The 12639-nt window shown below is 73.8% G+C and carries 10 protein-coding genes; 3 read left to right on the forward strand and 7 right to left on the reverse strand.

Translation table 11 applies throughout. The features are described from left to right. Window positions 1–10: 10 nt before the first annotated feature. The 5 genes from AB0F11_RS13390 to AB0F11_RS13410 all read right to left on the reverse strand — a co-directional run bounded on the left by AB0F11_RS13390 (window position 11) and on the right by AB0F11_RS13410 (window position 4541). The gene (locus tag AB0F11_RS13390) at window positions 11–250 is read right to left on the reverse strand and encodes a DUF397 domain-containing protein (protein ID WP_362171860.1); all 240 of its coding nucleotides are present in this window, start codon (window positions 248–250) and stop codon (window positions 11–13) included. A 134-nt stretch (window positions 251–384) separates the two neighbouring features. Beyond that, the gene (locus tag AB0F11_RS13395; protein WP_362171932.1) at window positions 385–1551 is read right to left on the reverse strand and encodes a thiolase domain-containing protein; all 1167 of its coding nucleotides are present in this window, start codon (window positions 1549–1551) and stop codon (window positions 385–387) included. A gap of 5 nt (window positions 1552–1556) precedes the next feature. After that, the gene (locus AB0F11_RS13400; protein ID WP_362171863.1) at window positions 1557–2645 is read right to left on the reverse strand and encodes a thiolase domain-containing protein; all 1089 of its coding nucleotides are present in this window, start codon (window positions 2643–2645) and stop codon (window positions 1557–1559) included. Next, window positions 2645–3619 (reverse strand): OB-fold domain-containing protein, encoded by a 975-nt coding sequence (locus AB0F11_RS13405; protein ID WP_362171866.1) that lies wholly within the window; start codon window positions 3617–3619, stop codon window positions 2645–2647. Before AB0F11_RS13405 ends, AB0F11_RS13400 begins: the two co-directional genes overlap by 1 nt. A gap of 121 nt (window positions 3620–3740) precedes the next feature. Then, window positions 3741–4541 carry a crotonase/enoyl-CoA hydratase family protein gene (locus AB0F11_RS13410; protein ID WP_362171869.1) on the reverse strand — a complete coding sequence of 267 codons (801 nt, stop codon included), beginning with the start codon at window positions 4539–4541 and terminating at the stop codon, window positions 3741–3743. A 188-nt stretch (window positions 4542–4729) separates the two neighbouring features. Here AB0F11_RS13410 and AB0F11_RS13415 point away from each other — a divergent pair, with 188 nt between their 5' ends. Then, the gene (locus tag AB0F11_RS13415; protein WP_362171871.1) at window positions 4730–6376 is read left to right on the forward strand and encodes an acyl-CoA synthetase; all 1647 of its coding nucleotides are present in this window, start codon (window positions 4730–4732) and stop codon (window positions 6374–6376) included. A 404-nt stretch (window positions 6377–6780) separates the two neighbouring features. Here AB0F11_RS13415 and AB0F11_RS13420 read toward each other — a convergent pair whose 3' ends face one another. Further along, window positions 6781–7698 (reverse strand): alpha/beta hydrolase, encoded by a 918-nt coding sequence (locus tag AB0F11_RS13420; protein ID WP_362171874.1) that lies wholly within the window; start codon window positions 7696–7698, stop codon window positions 6781–6783. Window positions 7699–7814: 116 nt separating this feature from the next. Between AB0F11_RS13420 and paaK the strand changes: the two genes are divergently transcribed. Beyond that, window positions 7815–9116, forward strand: coding sequence for a phenylacetate--CoA ligase PaaK (paaK, locus tag AB0F11_RS13425; protein ID WP_362171877.1), 1302 nt, complete (start codon window positions 7815–7817; stop codon window positions 9114–9116). A gap of 108 nt (window positions 9117–9224) precedes the next feature. Beyond that, entirely contained in the window at window positions 9225–10046 is an 822-nt protein-coding gene (locus AB0F11_RS13430) for a YhjD/YihY/BrkB family envelope integrity protein (RefSeq protein WP_362171880.1), read from the forward strand. A gap of 73 nt (window positions 10047–10119) precedes the next feature. On the opposite strand, the gene AB0F11_RS13435 is transcribed toward AB0F11_RS13430, so the two are convergent. Next, entirely contained in the window at window positions 10120–11640 is a 1521-nt protein-coding gene (locus AB0F11_RS13435; protein WP_362171883.1) for a fatty acyl-CoA synthetase, read from the reverse strand. Window positions 11641–12639: the final 999 nt, after the last annotated feature.

Genomic DNA, 12639 nt, shown 5'->3' on the forward strand with positions numbered 1-12639 from the left:
CGGCGGCGGCTCAGGTGAGGTCGAACTCCCCGCCCTGCGCGCTCAGCACGAACTTGCGCCACTCGTCGGGCGCGAAGATCAGCGACGGGCTCTCGGGCCGCTCACTGTTGCGCATCGCGATGAACCCCTCGACGAAGGCGATCTGGACGTCGCCCGCCCCCCGGCTGCTCGACTGCCAGTCGGCCTCACTGAGGTCCAGCTCCGGCTTGCCCCAGCCGGTCGGCGGCTGCGAAGTCATGCTCTCGGCCACGTGCGTGCTCCTCCCGGTACGTCGTCCGGGGCCAAGGGTAACCATCGCGGCCCGTGTCGCACAGGCCACGGTAAGTCACCCGAGCCGCGCCGAGGCAAGGTCAAGGCCACCCCGCCCCGAACCCCCGCGTCCGGTCAGGACGTCGGCATCCCGGCCCCCACGAGCCACATCGCGAAGAACTGCGCCCCGCCCCCGTACGCGTGTCCGAGCGCCCGTCGCGCCCCCGGGACCTGGTGCTCGCCGGCCCGGCCGCGGACCTGGAGGGCCGCCTCCGCGAACCGGATCATGCCGGAGGCGCCGATCGGGTTGGTGGACAGCACGCCGCCGGAGGGGTTCACGGGCAGGTCCCCGTCGAGTTCGGTGGCGCCGGCCTCGGTGAGCTTCCAGCCTTCGCCCTCCTGCGCGAAGCCGAGGTTCTCCAGCCACATCGGCTCGTACCAGGAGAACGGCACGTACATCTCGACGGCGTCGATCTCCCGCCGCGGGTCGGTGATGCCGGCCTGCCGGTAGACGTCGGCCGCGCAGTCCTTCCCGGCCTGCGGCGAGACGAAGTCCTTGCCGGCGAAGAGCGTCGGCTCGCTGCGCATCGCACCGCCGTGCACCCACGCGGGCGGCCTCGGGGCGCGCGCCGCGCCCGCCCGGTCGGTGAGGACCATCGCGCAGGCCCCGTCGGAGGAGGGGCAGGTCTCGGAGTACCGGATGGGGTCCCACAGCATCGGCGAGGCCTGCACCTTCTCCAGGGTGATGCCGTGCTCGTGCAGGTGGGCGTAGGGGTTCTTCAGCGCGTTGCGCCGGTCCTTGTACGCGACGAGCGAGCCGACCGTGTCGGGGGCGCCGGTGCGCCGGATGTACGCGCGCACGTGCGGGGCGAAGAACCCGCCGGCCCCCGCCAGCAGGGGCTGCTGGAAGGGGACGGGCAGCGACAGCCCCCACATGGCGTTGGACTCCGACTGCTTCTCGAAGGCCAGCGTCAGCACGGTGCGGTGGACCCGGGCGGCGACCAGGTTGGCGGCGACCAGCGCCGTGGAGCCGCCGACCGAGCCCGCTGTGTGCACGCGCAGCATCGGCTTGCCGGTCGCACCGAGGGCGTCGGCCAGGTACAGCTCCGGCATCATCACGCCCTCGAAGAAGTCGGGGGCCTTGCCGATGACGACGGCGTCGACGTCGGCCCAGTCCAGCTCGGCGTCGGCGAGGGCACGGGCGGCCGCCTCACGGACGAGTCCGGCGAGGGAGACGTCGTGGCGGGCGGCGACGTGCTTGGTCTGGCCGATCCCGACGACGGCCACGGGCTCCTTGCCCATGCGGCTCATGTGCGGTCCCCTTCCAGGACGGCGACCAGGTTCTGCTGGAGGCAGGGGCCTGAGGTGGCGTGTGCGAGGGCCCGGAGGGACTCCCCGCGGTGGATCCGGGCGGCGGCCTCGCCGATCCGGATCAGGCCGGCGGTCATCATCGGGTTGGCGGCCAGGGCCCCGCCCGAGGGGTTGACGGCCACGCCGTCGCCGAGCCGCAGGGCCCTGCGCAGGACGAGCTCCTGGGAGGAGAACGGCGCGTGCAGCTCGGCGGTGTCGACCGGGGCGCCGCCGAAGAGGCCCGCGTGCTCGGCGGCGAGCCGGGTGGAGGGGGAGTCGGTGAGGTCGCGCAGGCCGAGGCCGTGCGCCTCGATCCGGTGGTCGATGCCGGTGATCCAGGCCGGGCGGGCGCACAGCCGCCGGGCCGTGTCGTCCGCGGCGAGGACCACGGCGGCCGCGCCGTCGCCGACGGGCGGGCAGTCACCGGTGCGCAGCGGCCTGACCTGGTAGTCGCCCTGGGGGACGGCGCCGCGGAGCTGGGCGTGCGGGTTGGCCCGGGCGGCGGCCCGGCTGCGGGCGCCGACGGCGGCGAGTGCGGGCACGTCGGCGTGGCCCGCGTCGATGAGGGCCTGGGCCTGGAGGGCGGCCAGGGCGACGGAGTCGGGCCACAGCGGGGCCGTGTAGTAGGGGTCGAGCTGCCGGGTCAGCACGTCGCGTACGGAGCCGGGCGAGGACTTGCCGTACGCGTACACGAGCGCGGTGTCGGCCTCGCCGGTCTGGATCTTGACCCAGGCTTCGTAGAGGGCCCAGGCGCCGTCCATCTCGACGTGCGACTCGGAGATCGGCGGCCAGGCGCCCACCCCGTCGAGGGTCATGGTGAAGGAGAAGGCCCGCCCTGCGAGGTAGTCGCTGGAGCCGGAGCAGGTGAAGCCGATCTCGCCGGCCTTCAGGCCGGTGCGGTCCAGCACCTCGTGCAGGACCGGCATCAGCATCTCGACTTCGCTGAGCTCGTCGGTGCGGCGCAGGTGGTCGCTCTGGGCGAAGGCGACGACGGCGACGTCGCGGGCGTACCGCGAGCGCGGTGGGTGGGGGGCCTGCCGGGTCATCAGATGAGCTCCTTGTACGCGTCGTAGTCCGCGTCCGGCTCGCCGGTGGGGCGGTAGTGGTCGGGGTGGCGGGCTCCCTCGGTCCAGACCGGTTCGACGCGCAGGCCCATGCGGACCTGGTCGTACGGGATGCCGGCGATCCGGCCGTGCAGGGCGAGGTCGGCGCCGTCGAGGGCGATGTGGGCGTAGACGTAGGGCACTTCGATGTCCAGGTTCTTCGCCTTGATGTTCACGATGCAGAACGTGGTGACCGTGCCGGCGGGCCCGACCTCCACCCGGTCGGTGGTGGCGACGCCGCAGGTGGGGCAGGCGCCGCGCGGCGGCACGTACACCTTGTGGCAGGAGGGGCAGCGTTCGCCGACGGTGCGGTGTTCGGCGAGGGCGTTGATGTACGCGGTCTGGGCGCGGCCGGGGCTGTAGGTGTAGTCGAGGCGGGCCTCGGCGACGATGCCGGTGACGGGGTCGGCGAAGGCGCCGTCGTGCGGGGCGGGTGCGGCACCCTCGGCGGGGCCGGGGTCGCCGTCGTGGGGTTCGAAGCAGGCGATGTCGGTGATCGCCCCGGTGCGCTGCCCGGCCCAGCGGATCCGTACGCGCATGCCGGTGCGGACGGCGTCGGGGCCGGGGGCGTCGAGGGCGTGCAGGAGCGCGGTGTCGGCGCCGTCGAGGCGTACGAGGACCCAGGCGAAGGGGGTGGCGAGGGGCTGGCGGGGGCGCGGCCGGTCGTTCCAGGCCCAGGTGGTCACGGTTCCGGTGGGGGCGACCTCGACTAGGTCGCGGATCTCCGCGGCGGTGACGGGGTCGTACTCGACGGGCGGGACCATCACCCGGCCGTCGGAGGTCCGCACGCCGAGGACCACGCGCTCGCGGAGCCCGGTGAGGAAGGCGCTCTGGACCGGGCCGAGGGACCGGGTGAAGGGGAACTCGACGACGAGGGGCGCGCGCAGCACCTCGGGCGGGGACGCGGCTGCTGTCATGGTCGACTCTCCGAAGCTCGGGGCGGGTGGGGGAGCGTGGCCGGGGGCCGGGGCGGGACCGGCCGGGGCGGGACCGGCCGGGGCGGGACCGGCCGGGGCGGGCCCGAGGGGCAGGCGGCGGCTACTCCCGCCGGTACAGCGCGGACCGCTTCTCGGCGAAGGCGCGCGCGCCCTCCTTCGCGTCCGCCGTGTCGAAGATCGGCCAGCCCCGCACCAGTTCGGCGGCGAGCCCCTCCCGCTCGGTCATCTCGGCGGTGTCGTAGACGGAGGCCTTGACGGCCTCGACGGCGAGCGGTCCGCAGGCGTTGATCTGCTCGGCGATCTCCAGGGCCTTGGCCAGGGCGGTTCCTGCGGGGACGACATGGCCGACGAGTCCGATGCGGGCGGCCTCCTCGGCGGAGTACGGCCTGCCGGTCAGCAGCATCTCCAGGGCGTGCGTGCGCGGGATCTGCCGCGGCAGCCGTACCGTCGAGCCGCCGATCGGGAACAGGCCGCGCCGGACCTCGAACAGCCCGAAGGTGGCGCCCTCGCCCGCGACGCGGACGTCGGTGCCCTGGAGGATCTCGGTGCCGCCGGCCACGCAGTACCCCTCGACGGCCGCGATGACGGGCTTGCGCGGGCGGTGGTGGCGGAGCATCGCCTTCCAGTGCAGGTCGGGGTCGGCCTTGAGGCGGTCGCGGTAGGACTCGCCCGCGATCCCCTTCCCGGCCAGGGCCTTGAGGTCCATCCCCGCGCAGAAGTCCCCGCCGGCTCCGGTGAGGACCACCGAGCGGACGGTGTCGTCGGCGTCGGCCTCCATCCAGCCGTCGTACAGGCCCACCAGCAGCGGCAGCGAGAGCGCGTTCTTCGCCTCGGGCCTGTTCATGGTGAGCACCATCGTGGCCCCGTGGCGCTCCACGGTCAGGTGTTCGGTACCGACCATTGCCGTCCTCCCGTCTCAAGACCTAGAACAGGTTGCAGGAGGGTGGGGTGCAGTACAAGAGGTTTCTGACACTCAGTCAGATTTCTTGGTGCGGTCCCTTCCCAGTTGGGGTGGGCGGCGCTCTAATGGGCCGCCGGACGGCCCGGCGGGCCGCCCGCCACGGGAGCTTTCGGGGGTGAGGAGGAACGGTGGAGTACAACCTTGCCGACCTGTTCGAGTCGGTCGTGGACGTGGTCCCGGACCGCGAGGCCCTGGTGTACGTGGACCACCCCGGGACCGGCGCCGAGCGCCGCCTGACCTACGCGCAACTGGACGCGGCGGCCAACCGCATCGCCCACCACCTGCTGGGCAGCGGACTGGAGGCCGGCGAGCACGTGGGCCTGCACCTCTACAACGGGGTCGAGTACCTCCAGACCGTGCTGGCCTGCCTGAAGGCCCGCCTGGTCCCGGTGAACGTCAACTACCGGTACGTGGAGGAGGAGCTGGTCTACCTCTACAACGACGCCGACCTCGCCGCCCTGGTCTTCGAGGGCGAGTTCACCGCGCGGGTGGCGGCCGCCCTGCCGCAGACGCCGAAGCTGCGCCACCTCCTGCGGGTGGGGGCGGCTCCGGAGGGCGCGCCGGAGCCGGCGCTCGCGCCCGTCGCGTACGCGGACGCCGAGGCGGCGGGCTCGCCCGGGCGGGGCTTCGCGCCCCGCTCCCCCGACGACCTGTTCATCATTTACACCGGCGGCACGACCGGCATGCCGAAGGGCGTCATGTGGCGGGCCGAGGACCTGTTCTTCGCGGGGCTCTTCGGCGGGGAGCCCTCGGGCGAGCCGGTCAAGCGGCCCGAGGAGCTGGCCGAGCGGGTGGTGGCGCGCGGCGCGGGCCTCACCTTCTTCCCGGCGCCGCCGCTGATGCACGGCACGTCGACGCTCACTTCGTTCATCGCCTTCAACTACGGGCAGCGGGTGGTCATCCACCGCAAGTACGTGCCCGAGGAGGTGCTGCGGACCATCGAGAAGGAGAAGGTGTCGAGCGTCTCCCTGGTGGGCGACGCGATGCTGCGGCCGCTGATCGACGCCCTGAACGGGCCCTTGGCGGACACGGACCTGTCCTCCCTCTTCAGCGTCTCCTCCTCCGGGGCGATCATGTCGGATTCGGTGAAGGCCGAGTTCCGGCGGCTCGTGCCGAACGTGGTGCTGCTGAACAACTTCGGGTCCTCGGAGTCCGGGTCGAACGGGCGGGCCGCCGATGACGCCGGCCCGGAGAAGGGCTTCCGGCTCGTCGTCAACGACCGTACGCAGGTGGTGGACCCGGTCACGCACGAGCCGGTCCCGGTCGGGGTGCCGGGGCGCCTGGCGCAGCGCGGGCACGTGCCGCTCGGCTACTACAACGACCCGGTGAAGACCGCCGAGACCTTCTTCCGCAAAGGCGAGGAGCGGTGGGTGCTGCTCGGGGACATGGCCACGGTGGACGCCGAGGGCATCGTCACCGTGCTGGGGCGGGGCTCGCAGTGCATCAACACGGGCGGCGAGAAGGTGTACCCGGAGGAGGTCGAGCAGGCGCTGAAGTCCCACCCGGACGTGTACGACGCCCTGGTGGCGGGCGTGCCGGATGCGACGTGGGGGAACCACGTGGCGGCGGTGGTCCAGGTCCGCGTGGGTGCGCCGGAGCCGACGCTGGAGGAGATCCAGACCCACTGCCGCACCCGGCTGGCGGGCTACAAGATCCCGCGCCAGCTGGTCATCGCCCCCACCATCCAACGCTCCCCCAGCGGCAAGGCGGACTACCGCTGGGCCAAGTCGGTGGCCACCGCCGCCGACCCGTCATCGGGCCCGGCCGACGGGTGAGTGAAATCGGGGGGGCCGAAGCCGCCGCCCCACCCCCTGGCCCGGGAGCCGGGCCAATCCAGCCCCGCCGGCGTTCGAAGCGCGGGGTTCGGGGCGGAGCCCCAAGAAACCCGGCTCCGCCGGGCACCGGGCTCCGCCCGGACCCGCGCCTCAAACGCCGGCGGGGCTGAAATCGCCAACCCCGTTCGTATGTGGGGGGCAGAGCCGAAGTTGCCGCCCCACCCCTGACAGCGAACCGACTTCCGCCGACCCCAGACACCCGACCACGCCATCCCGGCATCCGCCGACGCCCAGAACGGGAGCCCGGCAACTCCAGCCCCGCCGGCGATCGAGGCGCGGGGCGGGCGGAGCACGGTACCCGGCGGAGGCGGGGTGTTCGGGGCGTCGCGGAGTCGACCGAAGGGCTACGCCGGGGTTGCGGCGGCGAGGAAGGTTTCGACGCGGGCCGAGAACCAGGCCGGGTCGTCCAGCCAGGGATAGTGGCCCGCGTCCGGCTGGACGGCAAGGGTGCCCCGCGGGAAGCACGCCGCGATCTCGCCGGCCAGTTCGGGCCCGGGGTTGCCATCCCGTTCCCCGGCCAGGACCAGCACCTCCGCCGCAACCCCCCGCAGCGCGGCCCGGATGCCCGCCGGGTCCAAGGCTTCGGGCGCGGCGAAGGCGGCGGCCGCCTTCTCGTTCTGCTGGCGGCCGTTCTCCGCCGCATGGGCCCGCGCCGCCTCGTCCCAGCGCCCGTACGCCAGCGGCGTCATCAGCTCCCAGTCCTCCTCCGCGTCGCTGCCTCCGAGCAGAATCCGCTCCAGCGCCGCCACCGCCGTGTCGAACGGCTCGGCGCCCGCCCGCGCCCGGGCGTCCGCCAGCCGCCGCTGCGGATCCGGCTTCAGGCCCACCGCCCACGCCGTCGGCGTGACCATGACCAGCCGGCGCAACCGCCCCGGATGCGCGGCCGCGTACAGCAGGGCGAGGTTGCCGGAGGCGGAGTGGACCAGCAGGTCCATCCGCTCCAGGCCCAGGTGCACGCGCAGCGCCTCGACGTCGTCGACCTGCCGGTCGACCCGGTACGTGGCCTCGTCGGCCGGCGTCTCGGACCGCCCCGTACCGCGCAGGTCGAGCAGGGCCAGCCTGCGGCGGGCGGTCAGGCCGCCGAGGTCGCCGAGGTACTCGGAGGCCCGCATGGGCCCGCCGGGCAGGCAGACGAGGGGTTCGCCCCCGACCGCGGCCGCGCCCTTGAGGTGGTGGCAGGCGAGTCGGGTGCCGTCGTGGGCGGTGAACGTCGTGAACGCGGGGGACGCGGGGGACGCGGTGAGCGCGGCGGAGGTCGGCATGGAGCCATCCCATCACGCGATCACTCGTTCGAGTCATTGATTTGGCCGCCGGGCTCCGGCAATCTACCGAATGATCGGTCGGTTGGCGGCGGTTCACTCACGGGCGAGGTGGCGGCATGGCGGCGTACGGGGATGTGCTGGACGAGGGCGAGCGGCTGGGCCGGGAGGAGCTGGCCGCGCTCCAGCTGACGCGGCTGCAGGCCACGCTGCACCGGGTCTACGAGCGCGTGCCGTTCTACCGCCAGGCCTTCGACAAGGCGGGTGTGCATCCCGACGACTGCCGCTCCCTCGCCGATCTCGCCCGCTTCCCCTTCACCACCAAGGCCGACCTGCGCGACCAGTACCCCTTCGGGATGTTCGCCGTCCCGCGCCCGGAGGTCCGCCGCGTCCACGCCTCGAGCGGCACCACCGGCCGCCCCACCGTCGTGGGCTACACCGACGGAGACCTGGCGCTCTGGGCGGACGTGGTCGCGCGCTCGATCCGCGCGGCGGGCGGGCGCCCCGGCCAGATCGTGCACATCGCGTACGGGTACGGCCTGTTCACCGGCGGCCTCGGCGCGCACTACGGCGCGGAGCGCCTCGGCTGTACGGTCGTGCCCGCGTCCGGCGGGATGACCGACCGCCAGGTGCGGCTGATCCAGGACTTCCGCCCCGAGGTCATCATGGTGACCCCCTCGTACATGCTGACGCTCTTGGACGAGATGGAGCGCCAGGGCATCGACCCGCGCGGCACCTCCCTGCGGACGGGGATATTCGGCGCGGAGCCGTGGACCGAGGAGATGCGCCGCGAGATCGAGGACCGCCTCGGCATCGACGCGGTCGACATCTACGGCCTGTCCGAGGTGATGGGGCCGGGCGTCGCACAGGAGTTCGCCGCGACCAAGGACGGCCTCCACATCTGGGAGGACCACTTCTACCCGGAGGTGGTGGATCCGCTGACCGGTGAGGTGCTGCCGGACGGCGAGCCCGGCGAGCTGGTGTTCACCTCGCTCACCAAGGAGGCGATGCCCATCGTCCGCTACCGCACCCGGGACCTGACCCGCCTGCTGCCCGGTACCGCCCGGCCGGCGTTCCGGCGCATGGAGAAGGTGACCGGCCGCAGCGACGACATGATCATCCTGCGCGGGGTGAACCTGTACCCGACCCAGATCGAGGAGATCCTGCTGCGCACCCCCGGCCTGGCCCCGCACTTCCAGCTGCGCCTGACCCGCGAGGGCCGGCTGGACGCCCTGACCGTCCGGGTGGAGGCCCGGCGCGAGGCGACGGCCGACCAGCGCGACGCGGCGGCGGCCGCCGTGGTCCGGGCGGTCAAGGAGGGCGTCGGGGTCTCCGTCGCGGTCGAGGTGGTCGAACCGGAGACCCTGGAGCGCTCGGTGGGAAAGATCAGACGCCTGGTGGACCTGCGCGGCGCCCGGTGACGGCCCGGCGGGAGCAGACACGCGCAGGGGCAGGCGAAACCGCCCGTTCGGGCTGATTTCGGCACGGCCTCCGAGACCTGGCGGGTCCGTCCGGGTAGTCCATGAGGCGTGACCTCGAAGCTCCGACAGTTCCACGACCGGCTCCTGGCCTCTCCGGCCGGACTCGCCTGGAACCGGGGACGCGAGATGGAGCTGATGCACCGGGCCATGGGCTTCGCCGCGCTCGGCTTCCTGACCCTGGTGCCGCTGCTGGTCGTGGTGGCGGCTGCCGCGCCGGGCAGCGGCTCGGGCTTCGGCCGGTGGCTCGGGCAGGCCCTCGGGGTCACGGCCTCCTCACGGGCCCGCGTCGAGATGCTGTTCGGGGCGGCCGACCTGGCGCTGGAGCGGACCACCGCCTTCGGCCTCGCGGCCCTGGCCGTCTTCGGACTGACCTTCGGCTCGGCCGTGCAGACCGGGTACGAGAAGGTCTGGGACCTGCCCACCGCCCGCTGGCACACGATGTGGCGGCACGTCGTCTGGCTCGCCCTGCTCGTGTGCTACCTCGCCCTGCTGGTGGGGATCCGAGCCCCTTCGCACGACGTGATCGGCGCGGTCCTGGGCACCACCGGGGACGTCGTCGGAACCTGCGTGTTCTTCTGGGGCTCCCAGCGCCTGCTGCTCGGCGGCCGGGTCCGCTGGCGGGCCCTGCTGCCCGGCGCGGTGGCCACCAGCCTGGGCCTGCTCGGCCTGCGGGTCTTCTCCCAGCTGGTGTTCTCCCCGCTGATCGCGTCCAACGCCGTCACGTACGGCCCCTTCGGCACCCTGCTCGTCGTCCAGTCCTGGCTGGTCGGCGTCGGCTTCGTCGTCTACGGCGGCGCGCTCGTCGGCCGTCTGGTCCACGAGCACCTGACGCTGCGCCGCCTGCGCCACTCCGAACTTCTCGAGGGCTGACGGCCCCGCGGCCCGGCCGCGCCGGCAACCGCACCCGACCGCGCCGACCGCGTCAGCCGCGTCGGCGGCCGTGTCAGCCGGTCGCCCGGCCGAAGCGGTCGCGCAGCTCCCGCTTGAGGATCTTCCCGCTGGCGTTGCGCGGCAGGGCCTCCACGAACAGCACCCGCTTCGGCGCCTTGAAGTGGGCCAGTTTCTCCCGCGCGTACGCCAGGAGCTCGGCCTCGTCCACCTCCCCGCGCGGCACCACCACGGCGGTGACGGCCTCGATCCAGCGCGCGTCGGGCAGCCCCACCACCGCCGCCTCCGCCACGCCCGGATGGGTGTACAGCACGTCCTCGACCTGCCGGGAGGCGACCAGCACCCCGCCCGAGTTGATGACGTCCTTCACCCGGTCCACGACCGTGAAGTACCCCTGCGCATCGCGCACCGCTAGGTCCCCGGAGCGGAACCAGCCGTCCCGGAAGGCCTTGCGCGTGGCCTCCGGGTCGTTCCAGTACCCCAGGCACAGCTGCGGCGAGCGGTACACCACCTCGCCGGCCGTCCCGTCGGGCACGTCCGCGCCCTTCTCGTCGACGACCCGCGCCTCCACGTGCCGCACGGGCCGCCCGCACGACTCCATCCGCCCCTCGTGCTCCGTCGGCCCCAGCACGGTGGCCAGCGGCCCGATCTCCGACTGGCCGAAGCAGTTGTAGAACCCCAGCCCGGGCAGCCGCTCCTGCAGCCGCTGCAGGACCGGCACCGGCATGACGGAGGCCCCGTAGTACGCCTTGCGCAGCGCGCCGAGGTCGCGCCGCCCGAAGTCCGGGTGGTTGGCGAACGCGATCCAGACCGTGGGCGGGGCGAAGAAGCTGTCGGCCCTCCCCGCCTCCACCAGCGCGAAGAGCTCCTCGGCGACCGGCGCGTCCAGGATCGTGTTCTGCGCGCCCACCGCCAGATAGGGCAGCAGGAAGACGTGCATCTGCGCCGAGTGGTACAGCGGCAGCGAGTGCACCGGCAGGTCCGCCTGGGCCAGGTCCAGCGCCTCGATCGCGCTCTCGTACTCGTGGACCAGCGCCGTGTGCGTCATCATCGCGCCCTTGGGGAGGGCGGTGGTGCCGGAGGTGTACAGCAGTTGCACCACGGCCCCCGGGTCGGCGCGGCCCGCCTCGAAGGACAGCGGTGCGGCGAGCTCGCCGAGGAAGGAGCCGGGTGCGTCGCGCAGCGGCCGGACGGGGTGTCCGGCGGGGATCCGGCCGGCCAGGTCCGGGTCGGCGAGCACCAGCGCGGCCGCGCAGTCGTCGAGGATGTACGCGAGGTCCTCACCGGTGAGGTTCTGGTTGACCGGAACGTGCGTGAGGCCGGCCCGCGCGCAGGCCAGGAAGGCGATCAGGTAGGCGTCGGAGTTGTGGGCGAACGCCGCGACCCGGTCGCCGGCGGCCAGCCCGTACCGCTCCCGCAGGACGGCTGCCCCGGTGGAGACCGCCGCATCGAGGGCGCCGTAGGTCCAGGTCCGGTCGCGGTACCGAACGGCCGGCCGGTCCGGGTGGCGCAGGGCGCTGTCGCGCACGAGACCGTCAACCGTGTTCCGCCGCACCGCCGTACGCCCTTCACCCATGCCGCGATCCTCGCCTCCCCGCCCCCGACGGTCAACATCACCGCCGCTGGACCCACTTCCCACGCGACGCCCGATCCCCACGACCCCGGCCACCCCTGGCGGCATCACTGCCACACGGCCCACTTCCGGTCCGCCCGCCCAGCCTCCGCCCCGCCTTCGGCGTGCCGCCCACCGTTTGGCCGCGGGCCGGCTGTGCCGCCCACCCTCCGGCCCGCCTTCGGTTTCGAAGCGGGGGGTGGCCATTTCAGCCTCGCGGACGTTTGAAGCGCGGGGCTTGGGGCGGCCCCCAAGAATCCCGGCTCCGCCCAGACCCCGCGACTCAATCGCCGGCGAGGCTGAAATGGCCGGACCCCCGTCCCAGACGTCGGCGCGGCCGGCGGGTCCCAGACAGTCGGCTGAGCTTCTGGGGCTCCGCCCCAGACCCCGCGCCTCAATCGCCGGCGAGGCTGGAATCGCCAGACACGTCCCCACGCAGAGCTGGGCCTAGGCGCGGGGGCCCAGGCGCGGCATTCGACCGCCACGGGCCCCGGCGGAGCCCCAGGGCACTACCGCCACACGGCCTACCCCCAACCCCCGACGTTCGATCGCCGCGGGCCCCGACGCAACTCCCGGAGCACCACCACCGCACGGCCCACCTCCAGCTCACGCGCACTTGAGCACTACGGGTTCCTGTGCAGCCCCGGCGGCACCACCGCCACTCGACCCGCCCCCGCGCCCGCGGCGCCTGAGCACTACGGCCCCAGCCCAGCCCCGGGGGCACCACCGCCGAACATCCCGTCCCCAGCCCGGGCACCACCGCGGTCGGGCCGCCCCCAGCCCGCGCGGCGCTTGAGCGCAACGGGGTCCGGGCGGAGGCACGGGAGCGTCTTCCGGCGGCAGCCGGCGGAGAAACGGTGAAAGGGCGGGGTGGGGGATCAGCCCCGCAGGGCAGGGGTGCGCCGGACGGCGGCATCCGGCCCCGGGGCGGCGGGGCCGCCCGACTGCAGGACCGGCAGGCAT

It is taken from the genome of Streptomyces sp. NPDC032472 (assembly GCF_040636955.1).
Taxonomy (GTDB): domain Bacteria; phylum Actinomycetota; class Actinomycetes; order Streptomycetales; family Streptomycetaceae; genus Streptomyces.

Bases quoted from the DNA above. Each gene is read 5' to 3' on its own strand.
- AB0F11_RS13395 (WP_362171932.1), bottom strand. From the start codon at position 1,551: ATGGGCAAGGAGCCCGTGGCCGTCGTCGGGATCGGCCAGACCAAGCAC.
- AB0F11_RS13400 (WP_362171863.1), bottom strand. From the start codon at position 2,645: ATGACCCGGCAGGCCCCCCACCCACCGCGCTCGCGGTACGCCCGCGAC.
- AB0F11_RS13405 (WP_362171866.1), bottom strand. From the start codon at position 3,619: ATGACAGCAGCCGCGTCCCCGCCCGAGGTGCTGCGCGCGCCCCTCGTC.
- AB0F11_RS13410 (WP_362171869.1), bottom strand. From the start codon at position 4,541: ATGGTCGGTACCGAACACCTGACCGTGGAGCGCCACGGGGCCACGATG.
- AB0F11_RS13420 (WP_362171874.1), bottom strand. From the start codon at position 7,698: ATGCCGACCTCCGCCGCGCTCACCGCGTCCCCCGCGTCCCCCGCGTTC.
- paaK (WP_362171877.1), top strand. From the start codon at position 7,815: ATGGCGGCGTACGGGGATGTGCTGGACGAGGGCGAGCGGCTGGGCCGG.
- AB0F11_RS13435 (WP_362171883.1), bottom strand. From the start codon at position 11,640: ATGGGTGAAGGGCGTACGGCGGTGCGGCGGAACACGGTTGACGGTCTC.